21 protein-coding genes are annotated in these 24,786 nt (G+C 69.3%); 14 read left to right on the top strand and 7 right to left on the bottom strand.

The window, feature by feature from the left end:
- Positions 1-120 precede the first annotated feature (120 nt).
- From AB4Z37_RS19240 to AB4Z37_RS19205, 8 genes are all read left to right on the top strand, one after another.
- The gene (locus AB4Z37_RS19240) at positions 121-1,407 is read left to right on the top strand and encodes an MFS transporter (protein ID WP_441518346.1); all 1,287 of its coding nucleotides are present in this window, start codon (positions 121-123) and stop codon (positions 1,405-1,407) included.
- Positions 1,404-1,988 (top strand): HDIG domain-containing metalloprotein, encoded by a 585-nt coding sequence (locus tag AB4Z37_RS19235; protein ID WP_441518345.1) that lies wholly within the window; start codon positions 1,404-1,406, stop codon positions 1,986-1,988. Before AB4Z37_RS19240 ends, AB4Z37_RS19235 begins: the two co-directional genes overlap by 4 nt.
- Before the next feature lie 40 nt (positions 1,989-2,028).
- The gene (locus tag AB4Z37_RS19230) at positions 2,029-3,219 is read left to right on the top strand and encodes a CaiB/BaiF CoA transferase family protein (RefSeq protein WP_441518344.1); all 1,191 of its coding nucleotides are present in this window, start codon (positions 2,029-2,031) and stop codon (positions 3,217-3,219) included.
- A 1-nt stretch (position 3,220) separates the two neighbouring features.
- Positions 3,221-4,069 (top strand): HpcH/HpaI aldolase/citrate lyase family protein, encoded by an 849-nt coding sequence (locus AB4Z37_RS19225; protein WP_441518343.1) that lies wholly within the window; start codon positions 3,221-3,223, stop codon positions 4,067-4,069.
- Positions 4,070-4,116: 47 nt separating this feature from the next.
- Positions 4,117-5,553 (top strand): MFS transporter, encoded by a 1,437-nt coding sequence (locus tag AB4Z37_RS19220; RefSeq protein ID WP_441518342.1) that lies wholly within the window; start codon positions 4,117-4,119, stop codon positions 5,551-5,553.
- Entirely contained in the window at positions 5,550-6,437 is an 888-nt protein-coding gene (locus tag AB4Z37_RS19215; RefSeq protein WP_441518341.1) for a helix-turn-helix domain-containing protein, read from the top strand. The genes AB4Z37_RS19220 and AB4Z37_RS19215 overlap by 4 nt, the downstream gene beginning before the upstream one ends.
- 2 nt (positions 6,438-6,439) lie before the next feature.
- Positions 6,440-7,909, top strand: coding sequence for an MmgE/PrpD family protein (locus tag AB4Z37_RS19210; protein WP_441518340.1), 1,470 nt, complete (start codon positions 6,440-6,442; stop codon positions 7,907-7,909).
- 92 nt (positions 7,910-8,001) lie between these two features.
- Positions 8,002-9,480, top strand: coding sequence for an MmgE/PrpD family protein (locus AB4Z37_RS19205; protein ID WP_441518339.1), 1,479 nt, complete (start codon positions 8,002-8,004; stop codon positions 9,478-9,480).
- Between the two features lie 28 nt (positions 9,481-9,508).
- Here the strand turns inward: AB4Z37_RS19205 and AB4Z37_RS19200 are convergent, their stop codons facing one another.
- The 3 genes from AB4Z37_RS19200 to AB4Z37_RS19190 form a co-directional block, all read right to left on the bottom strand.
- Entirely contained in the window at positions 9,509-12,637 is a 3,129-nt protein-coding gene (locus AB4Z37_RS19200) for an ATP-binding protein (protein WP_441518338.1), read from the bottom strand.
- A gap of 385 nt (positions 12,638-13,022) precedes the next feature.
- Complete coding sequence (locus AB4Z37_RS19195; protein WP_441518337.1) at positions 13,023-14,240, bottom strand: ABC transporter substrate-binding protein; 1,218 nt, start codon at positions 14,238-14,240, stop codon at positions 13,023-13,025.
- A gap of 584 nt (positions 14,241-14,824) precedes the next feature.
- On the bottom strand, positions 14,825-15,577 hold the full coding sequence (locus AB4Z37_RS19190; protein ID WP_441518336.1) for a Crp/Fnr family transcriptional regulator: 753 nt from the start codon (positions 15,575-15,577) through the stop codon (positions 14,825-14,827).
- A 135-nt stretch (positions 15,578-15,712) separates the two neighbouring features.
- On the opposite strand from AB4Z37_RS19190, the gene AB4Z37_RS19185 reads away from it, so the two are divergent.
- On the top strand, positions 15,713-16,162 hold the full coding sequence (locus AB4Z37_RS19185) for a hypothetical protein (protein ID WP_441518335.1): 450 nt from the start codon (positions 15,713-15,715) through the stop codon (positions 16,160-16,162).
- A gap of 77 nt (positions 16,163-16,239) precedes the next feature.
- Here AB4Z37_RS19185 and AB4Z37_RS19180 read toward each other — a convergent pair whose 3' ends face one another.
- Complete coding sequence (locus AB4Z37_RS19180) at positions 16,240-17,121, bottom strand: universal stress protein (protein WP_441518334.1); 882 nt, start codon at positions 17,119-17,121, stop codon at positions 16,240-16,242.
- Between the two features lie 200 nt (positions 17,122-17,321).
- On the opposite strand from AB4Z37_RS19180, the gene AB4Z37_RS19175 reads away from it, so the two are divergent.
- On the top strand, positions 17,322-18,062 hold the full coding sequence (locus AB4Z37_RS19175) for a CBS domain-containing protein (protein WP_441518333.1): 741 nt from the start codon (positions 17,322-17,324) through the stop codon (positions 18,060-18,062).
- Between the two features lie 109 nt (positions 18,063-18,171).
- Here the strand turns inward: AB4Z37_RS19175 and AB4Z37_RS19170 are convergent, their stop codons facing one another.
- On the bottom strand, positions 18,172-19,149 hold the full coding sequence (locus tag AB4Z37_RS19170; RefSeq protein ID WP_441518332.1) for a helix-turn-helix domain-containing protein: 978 nt from the start codon (positions 19,147-19,149) through the stop codon (positions 18,172-18,174).
- Positions 19,150-19,554: 405 nt separating this feature from the next.
- Between AB4Z37_RS19170 and AB4Z37_RS19165 the strand changes: the two genes are divergently transcribed.
- Entirely contained in the window at positions 19,555-21,537 is a 1,983-nt protein-coding gene (locus AB4Z37_RS19165) for a methyl-accepting chemotaxis protein (RefSeq protein WP_441518331.1), read from the top strand.
- Between the two features lie 49 nt (positions 21,538-21,586).
- Here the strand turns inward: AB4Z37_RS19165 and AB4Z37_RS19160 are convergent, their stop codons facing one another.
- A complete protein-coding gene (locus AB4Z37_RS19160) occupies positions 21,587-21,901 on the bottom strand; it encodes a hypothetical protein (RefSeq protein WP_441518330.1) in 315 nt (104 codons plus the stop codon).
- A gap of 13 nt (positions 21,902-21,914) precedes the next feature.
- On the bottom strand, positions 21,915-22,196 hold the full coding sequence (locus AB4Z37_RS19155) for a hypothetical protein (RefSeq protein WP_441518329.1): 282 nt from the start codon (positions 22,194-22,196) through the stop codon (positions 21,915-21,917).
- Between the two features lie 226 nt (positions 22,197-22,422).
- Here AB4Z37_RS19155 and AB4Z37_RS19150 point away from each other — a divergent pair, with 226 nt between their 5' ends.
- The 3 genes from AB4Z37_RS19150 to pdxR all read left to right on the top strand — a co-directional run bounded on the left by AB4Z37_RS19150 (position 22,423) and on the right by pdxR (position 24,671).
- Entirely contained in the window at positions 22,423-22,620 is a 198-nt protein-coding gene (locus tag AB4Z37_RS19150; protein ID WP_441518328.1) for a hypothetical protein, read from the top strand.
- Positions 22,617-23,144 carry a nucleoside 2-deoxyribosyltransferase gene (locus AB4Z37_RS19145; protein ID WP_441518327.1) on the top strand — a complete coding sequence of 176 codons (528 nt, stop codon included), beginning with the start codon at positions 22,617-22,619 and terminating at the stop codon, positions 23,142-23,144. The genes AB4Z37_RS19150 and AB4Z37_RS19145 overlap by 4 nt, the downstream gene beginning before the upstream one ends.
- Before the next feature lie 84 nt (positions 23,145-23,228).
- Complete coding sequence (gene pdxR, locus AB4Z37_RS19140) at positions 23,229-24,671, top strand: MocR-like pyridoxine biosynthesis transcription factor PdxR (protein ID WP_441518326.1); 1,443 nt, start codon at positions 23,229-23,231, stop codon at positions 24,669-24,671.
- The last annotated feature ends 115 nt before the right edge of the window (positions 24,672-24,786 follow it).

Genomic DNA, 24,786 nt, shown 5'->3' with positions numbered 1-24,786 from the left:
TAATCGAAACGCAGCGCATTGGCGCTTTTCAACGCCGCACCGCGGCGGACAAGCTGTCACCAAGGTCCCGCGGGCATGCGGTCGATCCGCTGTCCAGAGATGACCGACCGGGAGGAGACCATGCAATCGACTGATGTTCCCGCATCGACGGGCGTCGCCGCGCGTTCCGGCGCGCTGCGGCGGCCGTGGTATCGCGAAGTGTCGGGCGACGCCTGGCGCGTGCTGCGCGCCGCCGGGCTCGGCTGGACGTTCGAGGTGTTCGATCTCTACGTCCTGGCGCTGACCGCGCCGGCGCTGATGGTGGTGTTCGGGCTCAGCCGCGCCGATGCCGGCCTGCTCACCAGCGTGTCCGCTGGCGGCGCCATTGTCGGCGGCATCCTGTTCGGCTGGGTCGCCGACCGTATCGGGCGGGTGCGCACGCTGTTCGTGTCGATCCTGATCTATTCACTGTGCACCGGCGCGATCGTGCTCGCGCCGTCGCTCGGCTGGCTGGTGGCGCTGCGCCTCATCGGCGGTCTCGGCATGGGCGGCGCCTGGACCGCGGGCGCGTCGCTGATCGCCGAAACCTGGCATCCCGACCATCGCGGCAAGGGCGGCGCGTTGATGCAGATGGGGCTGCCGCTGGGATCGATGCTGGCGATCGCCGTGGTCGCGGCGCTGTCGTCGGCGTCGGGCGGGCTGGAGAGCGGCGGCTGGCGCTGGGTCTATGGCATCGGCGCGCTGCCGATCGTGGCGCTGGTGCTGTTCTGCCGCAACACGCCGGAATCGCCGGTGTGGCTGCGCGGCAGCATCGAGAAGCGCCCGGGCGGCGATGTCGGCGCGCTGTTTCGCGGCGAGACCGGGCGGGGCCTGCTGATCGCGTTCGGCTTCATCTTCTTCGTCCAGTATGTCTACTGGGCGGTGTTCACATGGACGCCGACCTTCCTGGTCACCGTCAAGCACTTCGCCTTCATCAAGAGCCTCGGCTTCACGCTGACGCAGCAACTGGGATCGCTCGCCGGCTTCATCGTGTTCGCCGCGCTGGTCGATCGGTTCGGGCGACGTCCGACCTTCATCCTCTACCTGCTGATCGGGGCGGCGGCGGTGTTCGCGCTGGTGAAGTTCACCGATCCCGACCTGCTGCTGGCGGCGAGCTTTTTCACCGGTTTCGGCATCGGCGGCATCTTTGCCGGCATGGGGCCGTTCACCGCCGAACTGATCCGCTCCACGCGCTCGCGCGCACTCGGCATGGCGATTGCCTACAACGGCGGCCGCATCGGCGGCCTGATCGCCCCGTCATTGATCGGCCTGCTCGCCACCGACGCGCATGGCTTCGAAGCGGGCATGCTGACCACGACATTGGCGTTTGCCCTCGCGATCGTCGTGCTGATGTTCGCGCCGGAAACCAAGGGAATGAGGATCGAATGAGCGGTTACACCATCACCCGCGGAACGCCGCCGCAGCGCGCGCAGGTCGAGGCCTGGCTGTTCGGCCTCGATCTCGTTTCCGCCGAGGTGCGCGAGCGCCTCGTCACCGCCTGGGTCAGCGCCTGGACGTCGAGTTGCCATGAACGCCTGGAGGACATGCCGTATTCCCATCTCGCGGCCTGGCCGCTGACGCGGCATGTCAACGAGGTGACGCGGGTCGGCGTGCAGCTCGCGCGCAGCGCCAGCGAGCAATGGGGCGACGCCTTCGATCAGGACACGCTGCTGTCGATCCTGATCCTGCACGATATCGACAAGCCGCTGATGTACGACCGCAGCAACGGCGTCGTCGCGCCTTCGACCTTGTCGAAGGAGCTGCCGCACGGCGTCGTCGGCGCCATGCTGATCAAGGAATTGGGCTTTCCGCATCTCGTGGTCAGCACGGTGGCGACCCATGCGGCGAACGCCCCGTTCCACGGCCGCAGCCTCGAGGCCTACGTGCTGCACTACGCCGATTTCTTCGCGACCGACCGGACCTGCATCCGCGAGGGCGCGCCGCCGTTCTACCAGCGGCACTGGCGCTGACGCGCCGTGCCGCATCTGCCAAGCTGAAGGAGAGTCGAGAGTGAGTGAAGGACCGGCCGCTGGCCTCAAGGTGATCGACGTCGCGACGCTGTTCGCGGGCCCCGTCGCAGCGATGCTGCTCGGCGACTATGGCGCCGACGTGCTGAAGATCGAGCATCCGAGCGGCGACAATTCGCGGACGCACGGCCCCTCGCGCGGCGGCACGTCGCTGTGGTGGAAGATGATCGGGCGCAACAAGCGCGCCATCACGCTCTATCTCGGCAGCCCCGAGGGGCAGCAGCTGTTCCGCAAGCTCGCCCGCGAGGCCGATGTCATCGTCGAGAATTTCCGCCCCGGCACCCTGGAGAAGTGGGGGCTCGGCTATGACGTGCTGGCGGCGGAGAATCCGGGCCTGATCCTGCTGCGCGTCACCGCGTTCGGCCAGCATGGCCCTTATGCCCATCGTCCCGGCTTCGGCACCATCGCGGAAGCGATGAGCGGCTTTGCCTCCATCACCGGCCAGCCGGACGGCCCGCCGACCCTGCCGCCGTTCGGGCTCGCCGACGGCATCGCCGGCATTGCCGGCGCGCTCGCGGTGATGATGGCGGTCAACGCCCGCCACCGCACCGGCAAGGGCCAGGTCGTCGATCTCGCCCTGATCGAGCCGATCATGGCGGTGCTGGGCGCCCAGGCGATCACCTACGATCAGACAGGACTGATCCAGAAGCGCACCGGCAATCGATCCGACAAGAACGCCCCGCGCAACACCTACAAGACCGCCGACGACAAGTGGGTGGCGCTGTCGACCTCGTCGACCTCGATCGCGGCACGGACGATGGCGCTGGTCGGCTGGCCGGAGGTGGTCAACGAGCCGTGGTTCAGCTCGGCGTCCGGACGCCGCCAGCATGTCGAGGAGCTCGACGGCAAGGTCGCCGAATGGATTCGCGCGCGCCCGATGAAGGAGGTGGTGGCTGCGTTCGAGCAGGCCGAGGCGGCGCTGGCGCCGGTCTACGATGTCTCCGACATCTTCGAGGACCCGCAGTATCGCGCGCTCGACACCATCACCACCGTGCAGGATCCGGAGCTCGGGCCGGTGCGCATGCAGAACGTGATCTTTCGCCTGTCCGACACGCCGGGAACGATCCGCTGGACGGGACGGCCGCTCGGCGCCGACAACACCGAGGTGTTCACGCAGCAGCTCGGGCTCAGCGAAGCCGAGATGGCCGAGCTGAAGCAGGCGGGCGTGATCTGACATGGCCATCCGCTCCTATCTTTACGCGCCAGGCAACAGGCCGGACCTGCTCGGCAAGGTGCTGGGCAAGGGCGCGGATGCCGTCATCCTCGATCTGGAGGATGCGGTGCCGCCGGCGCAAAAGACGGCGGCGCGGGCGATCGTCAGCGATTTCCTGGCGGCGTGCGCGACGGGAGCGACGCTGCTGGTGCGCCTGAACGGCGGGGCCGATGCGCTCGCCGACCTCGCCGCGCTGACCGTGCGCGGCCTGCATGGTGTGCTGCTGCCCAAGGCCGAGGCCCCCGAACTGATCCGCGAGATCGACCACTTGCTCGCCGCGCGCGAGGCGGCAGCAGGAGTGACGCCGGGCAGCGTCATCGTGCAGCCGTTGATCGAGAGCGTCGCCGGCCTCTATGGCCTCGATGCCCTGGCCGCGGCCTCGCCGCGCATTCGCCGCTTCGCGTTCGGCGCCGGCGATTTCGTGCGCGACCTGCGCGCCGAGCCGACGGCGGCGCGGCTGGAGACGCTCTACGCCCGCCAGCATCTCGTCGCGCGCTCGCGCTTCCTGGGGCTCGAGGCGCCGGTGGCGCATGTGTTCACGCCCGTGAACGATCTCGCGGCGCTGCGCCATGCCTGCGAGGAAGACCGGGCGCTCGGCTTTTACGGCCGCTCCTGCATTCATCCGGCGCAGGTGCCCATCGTCAACGATGTCTTCCAGCCCGGCGCCGAGGTCCTCGCGCAGGCGGAAAAGATCCTCGCGGCGTATGCCGATGCGATGCGCGAGGGACGCGGCGCGCTGGTGCTCGATGACGGCACCTTCGTCGATGAGGCTGTTGCGGCGCGGGCGCGCGACGTGCTCGCGCGGGCGTGATCCGGCGTTGCCCGGCGCGATCGCGGGTGGACATCTGGGAGATCGACATGCATCAGCGCGTGGAGCTTCGCACCCCGGCGGCGGCTGCCGAACAGGTCAACATCGCCGGGCGTCTCGAGCGCCTGCCGCCGTCGCGCTTTCAGGTGCTGGCCTGCGCCGTGATCGGCGCGGCGATGTTCTTCGACGGCTACGACCTCGCGCTGACCGGCCTCGTGATGCCGTCACTGGTCAAGGTCGGCATCGTCAGTGAGCCGGCGCGGGCGTGGCTGATCTCGCTGTCGCTGTTTGCCGCGGCGTTCGGTTCGGCGCTGTCGGGCGTGATCGGCGATCGTTATGGCCGGCGCCGGCTGTTCATCGCCAACATCGCGGTCTACGGCGTCGCCAGTCCGCTGTGCGGCCTTGCGCCGGACTACGCGACGCTGCTGGGCCTGCGCATGCTGACGATGTTTGCCCTGGGCATGCAGATTCCGACCGGCTTTGCCTATCTCAACGAACTGACGCCACGATTGTCGCGCGGCCGCTTCCAGTCGGCGGTGGCGCTGCTGGTCAACGGCTCGCTGCCGATCGGCGCGCTGGTGGCGTGGCTGGTGGTGCCGAACCTCGCGGTGGATGATGGCTGGCGGGCGCTGTTCCTGCTGTCGGCACTGGTGCTGCCGCTGGCGTTCGCGCCACGTGCCGTGCTGCCCGAGAGCCCGCGCTGGCTCGCATCCGTCGGCCGTCTCGCCGAGGCGGACGATCTTGTCCGGGACATCGAGCGGCGGCTGCAGCGCCGCGGTGTCGTGCTGGCACCGCCCGACGTGCTGCCGCCGCCGGCACGCGATCTAGGCTGGCGGCATCTGTTCAGCGCCGGCCTGCGGCCGCGCTTTGCGCTGGCGCTGCTGTTCCAGGCCTGCCACCTGTCGGCGATCTTCATCTTCTCGGGCTGGCTGCCGACCATCATCGCGGCGCGCGGCTTCGACACCGCGACCACCTTCGCATTGTCGGCCGCGACCTTTGCCGGTGGGTTGCTCGGCCCGGCGCTGGCGATCGTGCTGTCCGACCGCTTCGAGCGCCGCCGCCTGCTGATCGCCGCCGCGCTGCTCGGCGCCGTGACGGGCTTGCTCTATCCGTTGTCCGCCGCGCCGTTATGGCTGACCGCGACCGGCCTCGTGCTGACCACGACGATCTACTTCATTTCGGCGACAGGCTTTGCGATCTATCTGCCTGAAATCCTGCCGACCGGCGTGCGGCTGCGTGGCATGGGCACGGCGGCGCTGGTCGGGCGCATCGCTTCGGCGCTGACGCCGTTCGCGGTGAGCGCGGCGCTCGTGCGCCTCGACAATCCGCTGCTGGTCGTGGCGGGGGTCGGGCTGCTCTATGGCGGCCTCGCGGTCGCTTTCGCGCTGCTCGGTCCGGATACCGCCGGGCGCAGCCTGGAGGCGCTGGAGCGCGATGGTCTCGCAGAGCCGGCGTCCGCCACTACAGGGCAGGGCGCTTCGTCATGACGCCGCACGGCGACGGCGAGCGAACGACCGATGGCGACGACAAGGGATCGCTGGTGCGCGGCCTCGAACTGTTACGGCTGCTCAACGAGGTCTATCCGCTGCAGGTGCGCGACCTGCACCATCTCACCGGAATGCCCAAGCCGACGATCTCCCGGCTGCTCGCCACGTTGCGGCGGACCGGCTATGTGCAGCGCGACGATGGCGGTGCCTACCGGCCATCGTCCCGCGCCAATGTCCTCAGCGCCGGCGTGTCGTCGCAGGCGTGGATCGCCGATGTGGCGGCGCCGGCGGTCGACCGCCTGTCGCAGCAGGTGCAATGGCCGTCGGACTTCGCGGTGTTCGAAGGGCAGGGCATGGCGATCCGCTACAGCACGCGCGCATCGGCGCCGATCAGCATCAGCGCGCCCATCAACACCTCCGACCTGCCGATGCTGGAGAGCGATTTCGGCCGTGCGTTCCTGGCGTTCGGCGCGCCGTCGCAGCGCAACCGCATCCTCGATGCGCTGGCGCGGTCGAGCCGGATCCACGACCGCGTCGCGCACGACGCCGCGCAAACCGCGGATCTGCTCGACGCCATCCGCCGGCAAGGCTTTGCGACACGCGGCGACAGCTTCGCGTTCGTTCGCGCGTCCACCATCGCGGTCGCGATCACGGTGGCCGGCCAGTCGGTGGCGGCGCTGAACATCGTGTGCAGCACGCGGGTGATCAGCCCGTCCGGGATTGCGCAGCGCTATCTCGCGCCGCTGCAGAACACGGCACGGCAGATCGGCGCGGCGCTGTCGTGGGACGGCTATGTGGTGACGCGCCGTCCGGATGCGCGCAGCAGTGCGGGTCCGGCGGTGGAGAGGGCGGGCAGGACGATGCAGCTCGAAAGCAGGAGATGACCATGACACGATTGATCGACCGGCGTTCTGCCATCGGCGCTATCGCCGGCACAGCCGCCATGCTGTCGCGCGCGGCGACCGCCGCCGAGGGCGCGGCGGCTGCGCCGCCGACGATCGCCGAGCGGCTCGGCGCCTATGTCGCCGGCACCGGGTTCGACGCGCTGGACGCGGCGACCCTGGAGACGGCGAAGGCGCATCTCATCGATGCCATCGGCTGTGGCATCGCCGCGTTCGGCGAAACGCCGGTGCGCGCCTGCCGCGAGGTCGCCCTGGCGCTGCCCGGCGGCCCCGCGACGGTGATCGGCACGACGCAGCGCACCAGCCCGGATCTTGCGGCCTTCGCCAACGGCGTCGCGGTGCGCTACTACGATTTCAACGATGTCTATGTCGGCCGCGAGCCCGGCCATCCCAGCGATAACATCACGGCATGCCTTGCGATCGCCGAGGCCGAGGCACGCGGCGGCCGCGACCTGCTGCTGTCAACCGTGCTCGCCTACGAGATCGCCTGCCGCCTGATGGATGCGGCCGAACTGACGCGGCGCGGCTGGGACCATCCGATCTACAGCCTGCCGGCCTCGGCGCTCGCGGCGGGCAAGCTGATGGCGATGCCGCCCGGGCAACTGGCGCAGGCGGTCAACCTGGCCATCAGCGGCCATCTCGCGCTCAACCAGACGCGGGTGCAGGTGCTGTCGGATTGGAAGGGGATCGCCGACGCCAACGCGGCGCGCAACGGCGTGTTCGCTGCGTTGCTGGCGCGGCGCGGCGTCACCGGGCCGTCGTCGATCTTCGAGGGCAATGCCGGGCTGTTCAAGCAGGTGTCCGGGCCGTTCGAACTCGACGTCGATGCGTTCGGCGGCCGCGGCGGCCGCTTTCGCATCAACGATTGCGGCGTGAAGCTCTATCCGGCGCAGGGCGGCACGTTGACCGCGATCCCCGCGGCCGCGAAGGTCGCGGCGGAGGTCGGCGATCTCGGCCGCATCCAGGCGATCGAGGTCGCCACCGTGAACTTCACCTATATGTCCGCGGGCAAGGATCCGGAGAAATGGAAGCCGGAGACCAAGGAGACCGCCGACCACAGCCTGCCTTATGTCGTGGCGCGCGCCATGCTCGACCGCGACATCACCAACGACAGTTATACGCCGGCGGCCATCCGCGATCCGGCGGTGCGCGCCCTGATGGCGAAGATCACGGTGAAGCCGGATGAGGCGTTGACCGCCATGACGCCGAAGGCGCTGCCCAACCGTGTGACCGCGACGCTGACCGATGGGCGCACGGTCTCGCATCAGGTCGATGCGCTGCCGGGGTTCATCGGCATGCCGATGCAGCGCAGCGACTTCGAGCAGAAGTTCAAGCGCAACGTCGCCAGGGTGTGGTCCGAAGCGCATCAGCGCGAGGTGCTGGACTATCTCTGGGCCCTCGAACGCCAGGACAAGCTCGACCGCCTGTTCGAGCTGCTGGTCGTCAAGAGCTGAGGTCGCCTGCGCGTGATCCCGGCGTCTGCGTTGCATTTCATTTCTGGAAGGTCGAGCACATGTTCAACATCCTGATGGACAGACGTCGATTTATGACGGCGGCGGCAACGCTGACGGCCGCCGTTGCGATCACCGGCGACAATCAAAGCCAAAGCCAGGCGCAGCCGGCCGCGCCGTCGCCGGGCGGCGGAGAAGGGCCGCCCCTGGCGGCGCGGCTGGCCGCCTATGTCGATGGGCTCGGCTATGCCGATATCGATGCCACCACCCTGGAGGCGGTGAAGCTCCGCCTCGTCGACACCTTCGGCTGTGCGCTCGCCGCGCTCGATGAGCCTGTCGTCGCCAGCTGCTATCGCATCGCCCGCGCGGCCGGGGACGGCAAGGCCACGCTGATCGGCACGCGGCATCGCGTTGGCACGGAGATGGCGGCGTTCGCGAATGGCGCCGCGATCCGCTACTACGACCTCAACGACGGCTATGCCTCCAGGGAGGTCGGCCACCCCAGCCATTTCGTGTCGGTGTGCCTTGCAGTCGCCGAGGCCGAGGGCCGATCGGTCCGCGATGTCATCGTGGCGATCGTTGCGGCCTACGAGATCGAGTGCCGGCTGTTCGACGCCGTCTCGCTCAATGCCCGTGGTTGGGACAACACGACTTATGGCGTGGTCACCGCGGCGCTCGCTGCGGGCAAGCTGATGGGGCTTTCGGTCAAACGCCTGACCGAGGCGGTCAATATCGCGCTGGTCGATCACGTCGCCATGAACCAGACGCGCGTCCAGGTGCTGTCGAACTGGAAGGGCCTCGCGGACGCCTCGGCGTCGCGCCACGGCGTGTTCGCGGCCATCCTCGCTCGCGAAGGCATCACCGGCCCGAGCCCGATTTTCGAGGGGCGGTTCGGATTGAACACCCAGGTAGCGGGCGAGCCGATCGTGATCGACACCGCGAGCTTCGGCGGCCATGGCCGGCCCTTCCGCATCAATGATGTGCTGGTCAAGCCATATCCCGCCCAGGGCCACACCCTGACGGCGGTGGAGGCGGCCATTCGCCTGTCGGGCAAGATCAGCGATCGCGGCGCGATCGCGAAGGTGAGCGTCGCAACGACCCAGTTCGGCTACCGGCAGACGGCGACCGGGCCGGACGTGTGGGCGCCGGCGACGAAGGAGACCGCCGATCACAGCATGCCCTATATCGTGGCCCGTGCGCTGCTCGATGGCACCATCACCAACGACAGTTATGCGCCGGAGCGGCTTGCCGCTGCCGATGTCCGGGCGCTGATGGCGAAGATCACGATCGCGGAAGATCCGACCCTGACGGCGCTTTATCCCCGACAAATCCCCAACCGCGTCGTGGTGACCCTGCGCTCTGGCGAAGTGCTCACTGAACAGGTCGACGACCTGCCGGGATCGCCACGCCGCCCGCTCACCCGGGCTGATATCGAGGCGAAGTTCTGGCGCAATGTCGGGCCGCGGGCATCCGCCGCCGCGGGCAAGGCCCTGATTCAGACAATCTGGTCGCTCGAGCAGATGACGCGCGTCGAGGCGCTTCTCGATGCTGTTGCTGCGGTCAGGCCGCAGTGACACGGCGCGATCGGGCGCGCCACGCCCGTTAGGAGCGCGCGCCGGTGTTCGCCGTCGCGAGCGCGGCAGCGCAGGCTTCGTCCAGCGGCTGCATGCCGCACTGGCGGGCGAGGGCGCGGGCGCGCTGCAGATGATCGGCCGCCTCCGGCGCGTCGGTCGCCAGCGCGATGTCGCCCAGCAGCTTCAGCGCATAGGCCTGCTGCGGCGGCTCGCCGCGCTCGATCGCGAGCGCCAGCGCGCGCTCCGCGACATGGCGCGCCTCGTCGGTCCGGCCGGCGGCGAGATAGGCGCGCCCCTGCGCGACGAACAGGTAGCGCCAGCCGAACGCATGCTCGGCGAGCGGCACGTCGAGCTGTTCCGGCGCCGCCATGATGTCGAGCGCGGCGGCGAGATCACCGGCGGCGAGATAGGCCTCGCCGAGCCGGGCGGCGAACACCGGGTACATCTGCACCATGTCGCGGTCGAGGCAGTCCTGCCAGCCCTGCTTGAGCAGCGCGATCGCCTCGTGCGGCCGGCCCTGCGCGGTGCGCAGCCGTCCCAGCACATGGTTGATGTTGGCGCGCGAATAGGCGTGGTTGGCCGCCTCCGCGCGCCGGCTCGCCTCGCTGGCGTGCAGGTCGGCGCGGTCGAACTCGCCGAGCTCGATCAGCGAGTCGGCGAGGAACGTGCGCAGCATCACGGTCGGAAAGGCGGCCCAGCCGGCGCGCTTTTCGTCGAGCTCCGCGGTCTCGTGCTGGAAACACTGCTCATGGGTCGCGACCGAGGCGGCGAAGGCGCCGGTCTCGTGCTGCACCATGCCGATGGCGAATGGCGCGGCAAAGGTCATCGCGGGGATGGCGATGCGTGCGGAGGTCGCGGTGGCGGCGTCCGCCGCGGCCATCGCCGCGTCGTGCTCGCCGAGCCGCCACAGCGCGGTGGCGAGCTGGAAGTCCACCGCCGCCATGCGCAGCGGATCACCGAGCGCATAGGCGAGGCGCTGCGCCTCGCGCAGCACCTCGGCGATGCGGCGGTGCTGGCCCAGCGGCTCGAGCGCGATCACCACCGCGAGGCGGAAATCGAGCTCGGTCTTGCTGCGCAGCGGCGACGGCGGCCAGCGGTCGAGGGTCTCCAGGCCGCGCTCGAAGATGCTGATGGCGTCGTGGTAGGCGCCGCGCTTGAGCGCGCGGCGGCAGCTGCGCAGCTGGTAGGGGATCGCCTTGTCCCACAGGCCGGCGAGGAAGGCATGGTCTGCGAGGCGGTCGATATGCGCATCGAGGCGGTCGGCGAAGCGGCTCTCGATCAGCTCCACGGCCCTCGCGTGCAGCGAGCGGCGCAGCCCCAGCAGCATGGTGTTGTAGGCGACCTCGCGGGTCAGCTGGTGCTTGAAGGAATATTCCGCCGGCGCGCCGGTCTTGTTGCGGCGCAGGAAGTCGGCATGCTCGAGGATGTCGAGCTCGCCGGCAAGCGCGTCGGGGGCGACGCCGACCATGCCGGACAGCAGCGCGAGCGAGACGTCGCTACCGATCACCGCCGAGGTCTGCAGCAACGTCTTGGGCAGGCCATCGAGCAGGTCGATGCGGGCGGCGAGCACGGAGGCGATGGTCTGGGGGATGTCGATGCGCAGCGACGGCGAGGCGACCCGGAAATTGCCGGGCTGGCCGTCGAGCACGTTGTGGTCGCGCAGCGCCTGCACCAGCTCTTCCAGGAACAGTGGATTGCCCTGCGCCTGCGCCAGCAGGGTGCGCTTGACCGGAATGAGGCTGGCATCGCGGCCCATCAGCCAGTCGAGCAACTGATGCGCGGCGGCGGCGTCGAGCGGGCCGAGATCGATGCGGGCGAAGCCGCGGTCGAACGCCCTGCCTTCGGGCCGCTGGGTCAGGATCAGCACGATCCGCGCCCGGCGCAGCTCGGCGAGCATGCCCTGCAGCACGAGGCGGGTCTCGGCGTCGATCCAGTGCACGTCCTCGACCAGGATGACGAGCGGCGTCATTCGTTCCTGGTGCAGCACCAGCGCGCGGATCGCGGCGCTGATGCGGTTGCGCCGCTCGGTCGGCTCCAGCGCCCGCCAGGCGGGGTCGTCGCTGTCGATGTCGAGCAGCGATAGCACCGCCGGCAGGAATGCCGCGGCGTCCGGGCCGAAGCGCCTGAGCACCTCGCGGGTGCGCGCGGTGGCCTGCGCCGGGGTGTCGTCTGGCCCGATGCTGAACAGCGAGCGGATCACGGTCGATACCGGATGATAGCTCGAGGTCTGGCGCTGGGGCGCGCAGGCGGTCTCCAGCACGATCCAGTCGGCGGACAGCTGGCGGATGAAGTCGTGGACGAGGCGCGACTTGCCCTGGCCGGCATCGGCGCAGACCAGGAAGGCCTGCCCCTTGCCGTCGGCAGCGCGGCCGGCCGCATCGGCGAACTGGCGCAGCTCGTCCTGGCGGCCGACCAGCAGGCTGAGGCCACGCGCCGAGCGCACCTGCCAGCGCGTGCGCCGGCGCAGCTCGGCCAGCTCATAGGCTTCCACCGGCTCGGTGACGCCCTTGACCTTCACCGGGCCGCGGCGCGTCGCCTTGATGAAACCTTCGGCGAGACGATGGGTATCGCCGGACAGCACGATGGTGTCGCGGCTGGCGATCTCCTCCATGCGCGCGGCGAGATGCACGCTCTTGCCGACGGCGTCGTAGTTCATGGCGAGATTGCTGCCGATCGAGTGGATCACCACCTCGCCGGAATTGATGCCGATGCGGATGGCGATCGACGCGCCGGTCCGGCGGTTGTGGTCTTGCACCGCCGTGCGCATCGCGATCGCGGCATGACAGGCCTGCACCGCATGGTCTTCGCTGGCGATCGGCGCGCCGAACAGCGCCATGATGCCGTCGCCGAGCGTCTGGTTGACGAAGCCGTCATGCTGATGCACCGCGTCCATCAGGAGGCGCAGCAGCGGCGCCAGCACGCCGAGCGCCTCCTCGGGATCGAGGCTGTCGATCAGCGCGGTCGAGTCGAGAATGTCGGCGAACACCACGGAGACGTGCTTGCGCTCGCCGAGAATGGCGTTGCCGGAGCGCTGGATGTGGCGGGCGAGGCCGGCGGGCACGCTGGACTGCAGGAAGGTCTGGGCATGGTGGCCGAACGCGCTCGGCAGCGTCTTGGGCCGGCCGCAGCCGCCGCAGAAACGCACCGCCGGTCCCATTGCGAAGCCGCAATGAACGCAAGGAATGGTAATGCCGCCCGCCACCATGCTGCCCTGTGTCTACGGCAGCCCCATCAGCGACAAGCCCCGACCGCATTTGCGTGGAGCATCGTGCTGCGAAGGGGAAGTCGGTCCGCCGCAAGACAATGCTCGACTTCGTGTTTTTCGTTTGTGATCGTTCGTGGTCCGTATCGCGCGCCGCGGCATGTGCCGCCGTGGCGCGCGGCGACGATAGCATGTTGAAAGTTCTGCATAAAGGGTCGTCGCCGCGGTCGCCTGCCCGTGGTCGCGGCAGGGCAACCCAAAATTAAGGCTGAAGCGCGCGGCGACGCCGCCGCACGCTTCATCATGACGCGCGTGACGCGCCGGCGCATGGGGCAGCCAGTCACTCGGTGACCGGCTTGTCTGAAATCTCCCAGTCCTTGCCGTTGAAGACCTGGATGAAGAGCGTCTTGATCGAGGTGTAGTCGTCGGGCGTGTAGCTGTAGCTGATGCCGTCGAGGAAGTGCGGCGCGCGGAAGCCGGCGAGCGTCGTCGCCTGCTTCATGACATTGGCGCGGGTCAGTTCGTCGCCGCAGCGGCGCAGGATCTCGGCCATGGTCACCGCCTGGCCGTAGCCGACGAAGGCAATGCTGTTGTCGGGGTCGACATTGGGCAGCGATTTCTTGCGCAACTCGTCGAACGCCATGACGTCGGCATCGCTGGCCCAGCGCGGCGCGCCGTAGTCCTTGATGTAGCTGATGGAGACGATGCCGGCGGCGTTCTCGAGGCCGGCGGCATTGAGGATCGAGCGGCCGGTCGAGCCGGCGGACAGCAGGTGCAGCGGCTTCCAGCCGAGCTCGGCGACCTTGCGGATCGACTGCGACGTCGCCTTGCCGGTGGTGATGTTGTAGAACACGTCGGCGCCGGACTTCGACAGGTTGATGAGCTGGGAGTCGATGGTCGGGTCGGTGAGGTCGTAGGTGGTCTCCATGACCACCTGGGCCTTGCCGCCGGCGTCCGCCAGCACTTTCTTGAACGGGCCGAGGAAGTCGCGGCCGAAGTCGTCGTTCTGGTAGAGGATGCCGACCCTGGCGTTCGGCTTCACGTTGAGCACATGGCGGGCGAGGATGCGCGCCTCGGTGGGGTAGAGCGGCAGCCCGGCCGTGGTCCATTTGTAGGTCTTCGGATCATTCCACTTCGACGCGCCGGTATTGAGCAGCAGCTGCGGCACGCCCTTGCTGTTGAGGTATTTGTGCACGGCGGTCTGCGGCGCGGTGCCGAGCGAGCCGAACAGCGCCAGCACCTCCTCCTGCTCGACGAGGCGGCGCGTCGCCTCGACGCATTTCGGCGCGCTGTAGGAATCGTCGAGGGTGAGGAAGGTGATCTTGCGGCCGTTGATGCCGCCCTTCTGGTTGAGCATGTCGAAATAGGCGAGGCCGGTGCGGCCGAGCACACCATAGAGCGAGCCGGGGCCGCTGTGCGGAATGGTCTGGCCCAGCTTGATCTCGGTGTCGCTGGCGCCGGGATCGTAGTGCGCCGCGCGCACGCGCCGCGTCGAGGCGCCGAACGCGGCGGTAGCGGCGGCGGTGGCGATGAAGGTGCGTCGGTCGAGCCTGCTCATCGGTGGTCGTCTCCTCGGCTTGGTTGTTGTCTGGCACTGGCCGCGTGACACGGAATGGGCATGACACGTCCTCCCCTGACAGGGGCCGGCTTCGCGGCCTCCTTGTTGTGGTGCAGGCTAATACGCGTGCAGGCTCCGGCCAACAGTCAGGGCGCGATGCTGCGGTGCGTGGAGGACGACCCTTCGCCGCAGCGGGCCTGCCGGCAGGTCAGATGTTCGCCGTGGGGAATTTGATCGGGGCGATTTGCGCGATGCGGAATTTGATCCGGCGATAAAAAAAGCCCCACCAGCGGAGACAGGCGGGGCGTCAAGGTCTCGGCGGGGCGGCCACAGGGCCGCCGCCGTGGGGATGTGGGAACGGGGCGCTCGCTCAGAGCTTGCGGGTGCGATGATCGGCCCAGGCGACTGCGCTGCCAAAGGCGACAAAGACGAGAACGACCGCGGCGGTCACCAGAAGGCTGTCGAGAGGCATCTGCATTTCTCCTTGCGAAGCCTCATGCATAGAGCTCCGGTGCGGAAAAGCGTTTGACCTCGATCAAATCCACAAAGGGCTGCTCCGCGGCGAACGGCCGCGCGCGCCAGCGTCACGCCGCGGTGAGCTGGTCGAGCCGCTCATTGTTGAGCAGCCGCACGCCATCCGGCACGATCAGGATGGTCTTGTCGCGCGACAGCTTGGTCAGTGTGCGGCTCACCGTCTCGATGGTGAGGCCGAGATGGTCGGCGATGTCCTGGCGGCTCATCGGCAGCGGGATGGTCACCGAGGCCGAGCCGATCCGGGCATAGCGCGCCTGCAGGTTGAGCAGGAATGCGGCGATCTTCTCCTCGGCGCTGCGGCGGCCGAGCAGCAGCATCTGGTCCTGGGCGAGGCTCAGCTCGTGACCGGCGAACTCGTGCAGGCGGCGCAGCAGATGCGCCTTGTCGTCGATGTAGGTCAGGAAGGCGGCGCGGGTGAAGCGGCAGGCCTTGACCTGCGTCACCGCTTCGGCGGTGACGCCATAGCGGTCCATCAGCGCGAGGCCGAGGAAGTCGCCGGCCAGCGCGAAGCCGACGATCTGCCGCCGGCCGTCGGGCAGCGACTTGTACAGCCGCACCACGCCCTCGGTGACGTTGAACAGGTTGCCGGCGAGCGCGCCCTGCTCGAACAGCATCGCCTTCGGCGCGAAGGTCGCCGGATGGCTGAGCTGTTCCAGTTCCTCGAACTCGGACGGTTCCAGCGCGCCGCAGACGCTGATCGTGCGCACCTTGCAGTCGGCGCAGTGGCTCTCCTCGCAGCTCTGGGTGCAGGCGCGCTTGCGCCCCCCGGCGCGGGTGTCGTTCCACGGCTCGGTCAATGTCATGGGGCTGTCCACTCTGGTTCGGGACGAGATCGCATGCCTCACTTGATCTGGATCAACGGGCATCGTCGTTGATCCAGATCAATGCCGGCGCATCGGGCGCCGCAGCATTGTCGACGAAAGCAGGACATCTTGTGAATGATCGAGCAGTTTCAGGCACTCCCCCTGACCGGGGAAGGCGCGAGGGCCGCTTATCCCCTGGTCTATCTGCACGACGCCAGCGTCTCGCTGGCGGATTGGCTGCAGTATGCCCGCAAGCGCGGCCGCGGCGGCGCCGCGGAGGGCGGCGTGATGACGATTCGCGACTGCCGCGGCATCATCCACGCGCTGTTCAGCTACCGCGTCGATGTCGATCTGCGCGCCCGCCGCCGGCTGTGCATCGGCGACATGATCGTCGCCTACCTGCCGGGCCGCCTCATCGACGAGGCGATCGCCGCAAGTGCGCGGGAGATCGCCGTCCATTCCGCGTGCCACTCCATTTTCATCGAGCAGCCCTTTGCTGCCGCCCTCGATGCCAAGCCGTCGTGCCCGACGGCGCAGGCGCTGGCCGCACGTCCGCATCCAGCCGCCACGCTCCACCAGAACTGACATCGTGGCGGCGACCGCGCTGAGCTAGTGTCCGCAATCCGAAGTTTGCTCGATTTCGCGGCTTGCGAACCCAGACACTAGTGCGACAGCAGCACCCAGCATGGCGGATTCATCAGGATCGCGCGGGTGGCGCCGCCGAGCAGAAACTCGCGCAGCCGCGAGTGGCCGTAGGCGCCCATCACCAGCAGGTCGACCTGGTGGGCCGCGACATAGGATTCCATGAACGAGCCGATGGAGTGGGCATCGGTCTTGCGGATGGCGTCGACGCTCGCCGTCACGCCCTGCAGCGCAAGATGCGCGGCCAGATCGTCGGCGCGGGCTTCCGCCGCGGCTGGCTTGTCGTCGGTCGCGGTGAAGATCCGCACCGCGGCGGCGCGGCGCAGGAACGGCATGGCGTCGGCGACGGCGCGGGTCGCGGAGCGGCTGCCGTCCCAGGCCACCGCGACGGTGCCGAACGCGCTCGCAGGCTGCCGCGCCGGGCTTTCCGGACCGATCAGCATCGGGCGTCCCGAGCCGAACAGCAGCCGGACGGCGAGGTCCTGCTGGTTGATGTCGTCCCGCCGCATCGGCAGGATGGTGGCCTGGTGCAGGCGGGCTTCGTCGACGAGGTGGCGTGCGGCGGCGTCCACCGTGCGGCGCTCGCGCCGGCAGACGTGGCGGACGTTGTGGTGGGTCGCGGCGGCCTCGAACGCCGCGGTGAGGCGGTCGGCGTTGAGCGCGCTCTTGCGCGTTTCCTGGTCGAGGAAGCTGCCGAAGTCGGCACCTTCGAAGTAGAGGCCGGCCTCGAGCTCGATCTCGTACACGAGGCCCGTCACCCGGGTGGGAATTTCCGGAAAGCGGCCGTCGGGGCCGTGGGCCTGCGACAGCCCGCGGGCGAGCCGCACCGCGCGCTCGATCGCGTCCGTCGACAGCGGCAGCGGATAGCTGAGCAGCGGCAGCAGAAGGTCCCTGGCGGCCATGAGGCGCTCCATCGGTTGCAGGATGCGCCATTGGTAGCCGGAGAGCCGGGGCGGGCGCTTGATCTGCCGCAAACGGCGCGCCTCCCTGGCGGGAGTTGAGCTGCATCAAGGCCGGCCATGTCCACGCCGGTACGCTTTTCATGATGCCGGGCCCCGGCGGACTTTCAGCCAGGCGGCGTGCAGGAACGGGAGACGAGGCGATGAAGGCCCACCACATCATGACGCGCAAGGTGATTTCCGTGACGCCGGACGCCACCACCGAGCGCGCCGCGCGCCTGATGATCGAGAACCATATCAGCGGACTGCCGGTGATCGATGCGGCCGGCCGGCTGGTCGGCATGGTGACCGAGCGCGATTTCCTGCGCCGGCGCGAGATCGGCACGCACAAGCGGCGGCCGCGCTGGCTGTCCTTCGTGCTCGGCCCGGGCCGCGATGCCGAGGACTATGTCCGCGCCGCCGGCCGCCGGGTCGAGGAGGTGATGACGCCGGACGTTGCCACCGTCGACGAGGATACACCGCTCGACGACATCGTCGCGTTGATGGAGCGCCGCCATGTCAAGCGCGTGCCGGTGATGCGCGGCAGCGCGGTGGTCGGCATCATCAGCCGCCAGAATTTCGTCCGCGCGGTGGCGAGTCTGGCGCGCGAGGTGCCGGATCCGACCGCGGACGACGACCACATTCGCCGGCGCATCGTCGCGGCCATCGAGCAGGGCCAGTGGGCGCCGATCGGCATCAATGTCATGGTGTGCGACGGCGTCGTGGACCTCTATGGCGCGATCACCGACGACCATGTCCGCCAGGCCATCACCGTCGCCGCGGAAAACGTCGCCGGCGTCAGGAAGGTGCGCGACCACCTGTACTGGGTCGATCCGATGTCGGGGCTGTACGTGATCGAGCCGGATGCGATCGCGCCGGAGGCGCCGGCACGGCAGGCCGGCTAGTGTCGGGGTTCGCAGCGTTTCTAGTGTGCTTTATGATCGCGACGTTCCTGAATGAGCCGGCCGCGCAATCTCACGAATGTCGCGTTCAGCACACCGGCCGGCGCGCCGCTCAGCGTCCGCGTGCGCGGGCGCGTGTCGCCGACGGCTTTTCGCCGAAAGCGTTGCGGTAGTCGCGGGCGAAGTGGCCGAGATTGCTGAAGCCGCAGCGGAACGCGGCTTCGCCGACACTCAAGCCGTCGATCAGCAGGATCTCGCGGGCCTTGCGCAGGCGCAGCGTCTTGGCGAACGCCATCGGCGAATAGCCTCGTGCCGTCTGGAACGCGCGAAACAGGCTGCGCGCGCCGATCCCGGTCGCCGCCACGAGGTCGTCGACGGTCAGCGGGCTGTCCCAGTGCGCCTCGATATAGGCTTCCGCGCGCAGCACCTGGGCGGCACTGGCGCCGGGCGGATCCTGCTGCAGCACGTCGCTGAAGCGGTGCCGGCCAGTGGTGAGCAGCCCGACGATCAGGGCCTGCTCGATTTCCGCAAGCGCCAGCGCCGGCAATTGCGACGCTTCGCCATCGAGCTGGCGCGCCAGGAACAGCATCAGGTCGCGCAGCCCGTGCACGGCGGCGAGGCTGGTGAACGCCGCGGCGTCGAATTCGATGCCGCCATGCGGCGGAACCCCGATCAGCGCGGTCAGCTTGCGCAGCAGCGCATTGCGGTCCACCCGCAGCACCAGGTGCTCGAAGTCCGCGCCATATTCCAGCGTCGCCGGGCGGTCCGGCGAGGTGATGCAGTATTGCCCGCTGTCGATGTCCACGGTGCGGCCGCCGCTGGTGGTGCGGGCGCGCCCGGCGAGCGCGATCTGCACGCGGGCGAAGTCGGCGCCGTCGAACCGCACGTCCGCCGGGGCCTCGCAGGCGCTGAAGCCGAGTGCGATGGAGCCGAGCCGCAGGAAGTTGCCGCGCGTCCTGAGCCGGGCGGGGTCGTGAACGGTCAGCGCGCGGGCGCCATAGACGTTCAGCAGCGCGTGCCTGAACTCCTCCGGGTCGGTGGTGCGGACCGTGGGGAAGCGGTGCAGGGGATCGTGCGGGCCTGTCAGCATGAGCGTGCGATGCCTCGGCGTCGAATCAATCATAGGAAGGTTATCATATAAAGAGTTGACCAGGGCTGAACCGCGTGCCGGTGCCGCCGCGATACGAGGCGCGGTCACCGGCGGCCGTTTCGCCTGTCATTCGGGCCGGCGGGTTGGCTCCGGCGTTCGATCAGGGGCTGCCTCGCGCCGCGGAGGGGCAGGATCCCCGTTGCGCCGCGACGGCGCGATTCGCCGGAAAGCGCCGCAGTCGCTCAAAACGCGACGTCGTCAAGTATGGAATGTCTTGTGGTCGTGCACATTGCGCTCCGGAAATTATAGCGCACGATCGCCTGATTAAGATTGTGGAAGCTTTGCCATGACAGTTTAAGCGGACCGATTCACATTTTGCGCCTTCGTCATTACGGGAATGTTCTGATGTTTCGCCGGCTCTCTGTCAGTTTCCGCATCTACTGCATCATCGGGCTCAGCTTCTGCTGCCTGATCGGTCTGGCGCTGATGCAGACTGCGAACCTCGCCCAGTCGCTCAAGCAGCAGCGCCAGAGCGAGCTCAGCCATCTCGCGCAGCTCGCGCTCGGGATCGCCCGCGAGGAGCACGGCAAGATCGCGCAGGGACAGGCGACCGACGAGGCCGCCCGCGCCAGCGCCGCCGCCCGCATCGCCAGGCTGCGCTACGGCAGCGGCGACTATTTCTGGATCAACGATCTCGCGCCTCGCATGATCATGCATCCGGAGAAGGCGGAACTGAACGGCAAGGACCTCAGCGGCATCAAGGATCCCAGCGGCAAGCGGCTGTTCGTCGAGTTCGTCGATGTGGTGAAGAAGGACGGCGCCGGTTTCGTCGATTACCAGTGGCCGAAGCCGGGCAAGGATGCGCCGCAGCCCAAGCTGTCCTATGTCGTCGGCTTCGCGCCCTGGAACTGGATCATCGGCACCGGCGTCTATATCGACGATCTCGACGCCCAGCTGTGGCAGAGCGTGCGTGACGTGGCGCTGGCCGCGTTTGTCGTCATGGTCCTGCTCGGCGCGGTGACGCTGCTGATCGCCCGCAAGATCTCGAGCGCGATGGTGGCGATGACGGCGGCACTGACGCGCCTCGGCGCGGGCGATTTCGCCATCGCGCTGCCCGGGCTGACGCGCCGCGACGAGCTCGGCGACATGGCGCGCTCGATCGACCAGTTCCGCATCCGCGCCGCGGACAAGGCGCGGGCGGAAGCCGCGCTCGACGAGGAGCGGCGGCAGGCCGCCGAGGACTTCAAGCGCCGCGCCCTGCAGGAGATGGCCGACACCGTGGAGCGGGAAACCACCGCGGCGGTGACGCAGGTCTCCGCCGGTACCGAGCGGATGGCGGCGAATGCCGCCCACATGACCGGCTCCGCCGTGCAGCTCGGCAAGAACAGCGCGAGCGTCGCCGCGGCCGCCGAGGAAGCGCTGACGAACGCCCAGACGGTCGCCGCGGCGTCCTCGCAGCTCAGCGCCTCGATCGCGGAGATCGCCTCCCAGGTCAATTCGTCGAAGGCGCTGACCGCGCAGGCGGTGTCGGCGTCGGAGATGGCGCAGTCGACCATCGGCAAGCTGGCGCAGGCGGCCGAGAAGGTCGGCACCGTCACCAAGCTGATCAGCGAGATCGCGAGCCAGACCAACCTCTTGGCGCTCAACGCCACCATCGAGGCGGCGCGTGCCGGCGAGGCCGGACGCGGCTTTGCGGTCGTCGCCTCCGAGGTGAAATCGCTGGCGCAGCAGACCGCCAACGCCACCGGCGAGATTTCGCAGCAGATCGCCGAGATCCAGGATGCGACGCGGGAGTCGGTGGACTCCATCACCGCCATCGGCAAGGCGATCGGCCATGTCGAGACGGTGTCCTCGGCCATCGCCGCGGCGATCGAGGAGCAGAACGCCGTCACCCGCGAGATCGCGCGCACCGTGGACGAGACCTCGGGGGCGGCGCGCGAGGTCGCGGCGCAGATCGCCACTGTGTCGCAGGAAGCGATCGAGACCGGGCGGCGGGCGTCCGAGATCCAGAACGGATCGACCGAGATCGCCGGCAAGGTCGACGACCTGCGCACCATCCTGGTGCGGGTGATCCGCACCTCGACGTCGGATGTCGATCGCCGCTTCGAGCCGCGCAGGACGATGGAGCGTGCCGGCAGCGTCACGGTCGGCGGCCGCACCCATCGCGTTCAGGTGCGTGATCTGTCGACGGCCGGGGCGACCGTGATCGGGGACGTCGGCAAGGTCGCCGCCGGCACGGCGCTGATGCTGGCGATCGACGGCGTCCCGGCGCGGCTCGCCGGCGCGGTGTCGCGCATCGCCGGCGACGGCGTGTTCATGCGTTTCGAGGCCAATGACGCGGCGCTGGCGATCGTGCGCGACCTCGTGGCGACCGAGCGGGCGGCATGATGGCCGCGGCCGGCGGCGCGGCGTGCTCCGCGCCGCATGAAAGGTCGGCTCAGCCGCAGTTCCAGTGCGGCCCGATCGGCGTGTAGGTCCAGCACGGACCGAAGCCGCCGCCGTTCCAGCGGCCGCGATAGTAGCGGGGATAGCCGTACCAGCGGTTAAACGGGTCGCGCTCGCGCGCCACGCGCCGCTCCCATTCGATCCGCTCGGGCGTGCGCACGCCGGGCAGGAAGCCATAGCCGTGCCAGCGGGTAACCTTCGGGCGCCTGCTTTTCGCCGTGGCGTCGGCGGTGGTCACCAGCAGGGCAGCCAGCGCCGCGGCACAGACGGTCAGCAGCAGTCGCGAAGGGCGGTCATGGCGCATCATGATGTGATCCTGATCACCGCAGCCGGTTGCGGCTGCTGAATTCCATCGCGTCGTGGCCGGGCGCGGAGAACGGCCCGTAGATGCCATAGGCGATCTCGCCGGCGGCGAGCGCCAGCATCACCAGGACAACGGTCACGAAAAAAGAGCGGTCTTCCATCCACGGCTCGCGGGCAGGGGCGTCATCGACGGTCTTGAGCGGGCGCGAACCTATCGCGGCTGCCGTCGCCGGGCAAATCCGGCAGCGGCGCCTGGCGTGTGGATATCCCTGCCGGTCCGTCACGGTGCGGTCACGCATTTGCCTGTGGACAGTCGCCGCGCGCCGGCGCCCGGCTGGCTTCAGGCGGATTCCGGGCCGGCTTTACGCCATGCGGAGGCCGCAGGCAGGGGCGGCGCACCGCGGCCCAGCGCGGGCGTGGCGGCGGCCGGCCGGCCCGACGGGCAAAATTCTCGCTGGTGGCTCCGGCAGTTGCCGCTATCATCGTTGCAGCCGGCCGGGGACGGCCGGGGAAGGAGCGGCACCCATGAGCATCGGTTCACTGGCTGAACTCGACAGGCGCATCGCCATCGTTCGCGACAACATCCGGCAACTGGTGGAGCAGGCCGCCGCCGTGTCGGGCGGCAACAACGAAGCTCTGGTCGCCGATCGCATCACCCAGCAGACCGAGGAGCTCGAGCGGCTGACCAAGGCCCGCGAAGCGCTGCTGGCGCAGAAGACGTGATCCCGCGCGCCCAGGTCTACCTGGCGGGTCCCGGTGTGTTCCGCCGGGACGTGGCCGAGTTCGCGGCCACGCTGAAGCAGGTGTGCCGGGCCCATGGCCTGACGCCGCTGTGGCCGATGGACAACGAGATCGACACCGAAGCCGACAAGGCGCGCCAGGCCGACCATATCCGCCGCGCCAACGAGGACATGATCCACCGCGCCGAGGCGGTGATCGCGGAGATTTCGCCGTTCCGCGGGCCCAACATGGATCCGGGCACCGCCTATGAAATCGGCTTCGCGGCGGCGCTCGGCAAGCCGGTGTTCGCCTGGACGACGGACCACCGCACGCTGCTGGAGCGCACCGCCGGCGACGACGCCCAGGAGGCGGCCGGCGTCATCTATGACGGCGCGCATATGGCGATCGAGGACTTCGGCCTCGGCGAGAACCTGATGATCGCGACCGCGGTGCGGCATGTCTTCCCCTCGTTGCGCGAGGCTGTCGCGGCCTGCGCCGACTATCTCGGCGGCGTCCGGCCGCGCTGACCGGCGCGGGCCATGGTCTGGCCAGTTCGGCTGATTGTCACTAGATCATAGGGCCATCGGGCGCCGCGGCGCCGGGAGAGCCGCATGCGCGCCCTGAACCTTGATCGTGACCAGTCCGCCCCGCTGTATCGCCAGATCCACGACAGCATCCGCATGGCGATCGAAAGCGGACAATTGCGCCCCGGCGACCGCCTGCCGTCGGCGCGCAGCCTTGCGGCCCAGCTCCACGCCGCGCGCGGCACCATCGACACCGCCTATGCCCTGCTTTCGGGCGAGGGCTACATCATCAGCCGCGGCCCGCGCGGCACCATCGTCTCCCCGGAGCTCGCACCGTCCACGCCCGCGCCACGGCGCCGACCGGCACGGCCGGCGCGTGCCGCAGCGCTCCCGGCGGTGCGGCCGCTCGAGATGGGGCTGCCGGCGCTCGATGCTTTCCCGCGCAAGCTGTGGTCGCGCCTCGTGGCGCGGCAGGCCCGCATGACATCGCCCGCTTCGCTGGCCTATCCGGACCCCGCCGGCTTCGGCCCGCTGCGCGAGGCCATCGCCGGCTATCTCGCGACGTCGCGCGGCATCGCCTGCACCGCGTCTCAGGTCATCGTCTGCGCCGGCTACCAGGGCGGCGTCGGCCTGATCGCGCGGGTGCTGCTGCGGCCGGGCGATCAGGCGTGGTTCGAGGATCCCGGCTATCTGCGGGCGCGACGGGCGCTGGAGCATGCCGGCGCGCGGCTCGTGCCGGTCCCGGTCGATGCCGCCGGCCTCGATGTCGCCGCGGGGCGGCGCCGCGCGCCGCGGGCGCGCTTTGCGGTGGTGACGCCCTCGCATCACAGCCCGCTCGGCGTGTCGCTGAGCTTGCCACGCCGCCAGGCACTGCTGGCCTGGGCGGAGACGGCCGGCGCGTTCGTGATCGAGGACGATTACGACAGCGAGTTTCGCTACAGCGGCCGGCCGCTGCCGGCGCTCAAGAGCCTCGATCGCGGCGAGCGTGTGCTCTATGTCGGCAGCTTCAGCAAGACGCTGTTTCCGTCGCTGCGGCTCGGCTACCTCGTGGTACCCGACGGCCTCGTCGAAGCGTTCGCGACCGCATGCCGGCTGTTCGGCACCGGCCTGCCGGCGCTGGAGCAAGCGGTGGTTGCGAATTTCATCGCACAGGGACATTTCGCACGGCACCTGCGGCGGATGCGCGGGCTCTACGGCGCGCGGCGCGACGCGCTGGCCGAGGCGCTGGCGCGGACATTCGGCGCGGCGCTGCGCATCGACCACCACGCCGGCGGCATGCATCTGGTGGCACGGCTGCCGGCGGGCGCCGATGATGTCGCGCTGGCGCAGGCCGCGGCGGCGCACGGGCTCGCGCCCGGCGCGCTGCGCGACTGCGCGATCGAGGTGGCGTGCGATCCGGCGCTGCTGCTGTCGTTCACCAATGTTGCCGAACGCGATGCGCCGCGGATCGCGCGGCGCCTGCGCGAGGCGCTGCCGGGGATCGCGGGCGCGGCGACGCCGCGCAGCGACAGCGCATCCCGACGAAAGTGAGCGCGCCGGCCACGCGAACGATGGCCGCTTGACCTGGAATTCACCCAACAAAAAAGCCGGGCGCGGGCCCGGCTCAAGTTGGAGGGAAACGATGGTTCTGCAGGGGCCCGCCGCG

Origin of the sequence: Bradyrhizobium sp. 2TAF24, assembly GCF_052115025.1 — a bacterium.
Lineage (GTDB): Bacteria > Pseudomonadota > Alphaproteobacteria > Rhizobiales > Xanthobacteraceae > Bradyrhizobium_A.
The sequence above is the reverse complement of the archived record's forward strand: the minus strand, read 5'-3'. Positions and strand labels throughout refer to the sequence as shown.

Bases quoted from the DNA above. Each gene is read 5' to 3' on its own strand.
- AB4Z37_RS19240 (WP_441518346.1), top strand. From the start codon at position 121: ATGCAATCGACTGATGTTCCCGCATCGACGGGCGTCGCCGCGCGTTCC.
- AB4Z37_RS19235 (WP_441518345.1), top strand. From the start codon at position 1,404: ATGAGCGGTTACACCATCACCCGCGGAACGCCGCCGCAGCGCGCGCAG.
- AB4Z37_RS19225 (WP_441518343.1), top strand. From the start codon at position 3,221: ATGGCCATCCGCTCCTATCTTTACGCGCCAGGCAACAGGCCGGACCTG.
- AB4Z37_RS19220 (WP_441518342.1), top strand. From the start codon at position 4,117: ATGCATCAGCGCGTGGAGCTTCGCACCCCGGCGGCGGCTGCCGAACAG.
- AB4Z37_RS19215 (WP_441518341.1), top strand. From the start codon at position 5,550: ATGACGCCGCACGGCGACGGCGAGCGAACGACCGATGGCGACGACAAG.
- AB4Z37_RS19210 (WP_441518340.1), top strand. From the start codon at position 6,440: ATGACACGATTGATCGACCGGCGTTCTGCCATCGGCGCTATCGCCGGC.
- AB4Z37_RS19205 (WP_441518339.1), top strand. From the start codon at position 8,002: ATGACGGCGGCGGCAACGCTGACGGCCGCCGTTGCGATCACCGGCGAC.
- AB4Z37_RS19200 (WP_441518338.1), bottom strand. From the start codon at position 12,637: ATGGGACCGGCGGTGCGTTTCTGCGGCGGCTGCGGCCGGCCCAAGACG.
- AB4Z37_RS19195 (WP_441518337.1), bottom strand. From the start codon at position 14,240: ATGAGCAGGCTCGACCGACGCACCTTCATCGCCACCGCCGCCGCTACC.
- AB4Z37_RS19190 (WP_441518336.1), bottom strand. From the start codon at position 15,577: ATGACATTGACCGAGCCGTGGAACGACACCCGCGCCGGGGGGCGCAAG.
- AB4Z37_RS19185 (WP_441518335.1), top strand. From the start codon at position 15,713: ATGATCGAGCAGTTTCAGGCACTCCCCCTGACCGGGGAAGGCGCGAGG.
- AB4Z37_RS19180 (WP_441518334.1), bottom strand. From the start codon at position 17,121: ATGGCCGCCAGGGACCTTCTGCTGCCGCTGCTCAGCTATCCGCTGCCG.
- AB4Z37_RS19175 (WP_441518333.1), top strand. From the start codon at position 17,322: ATGAAGGCCCACCACATCATGACGCGCAAGGTGATTTCCGTGACGCCG.
- AB4Z37_RS19170 (WP_441518332.1), bottom strand. From the start codon at position 19,149: ATGCTGACAGGCCCGCACGATCCCCTGCACCGCTTCCCCACGGTCCGC.
- AB4Z37_RS19165 (WP_441518331.1), top strand. From the start codon at position 19,555: ATGTTTCGCCGGCTCTCTGTCAGTTTCCGCATCTACTGCATCATCGGG.
- AB4Z37_RS19160 (WP_441518330.1), bottom strand. From the start codon at position 21,901: ATGATGCGCCATGACCGCCCTTCGCGACTGCTGCTGACCGTCTGTGCC.
- AB4Z37_RS19155 (WP_441518329.1), bottom strand. From the start codon at position 22,196: ATGCGTGACCGCACCGTGACGGACCGGCAGGGATATCCACACGCCAGG.
- AB4Z37_RS19150 (WP_441518328.1), top strand. From the start codon at position 22,423: ATGAGCATCGGTTCACTGGCTGAACTCGACAGGCGCATCGCCATCGTT.
- pdxR (WP_441518326.1), top strand. From the start codon at position 23,229: ATGCGCGCCCTGAACCTTGATCGTGACCAGTCCGCCCCGCTGTATCGC.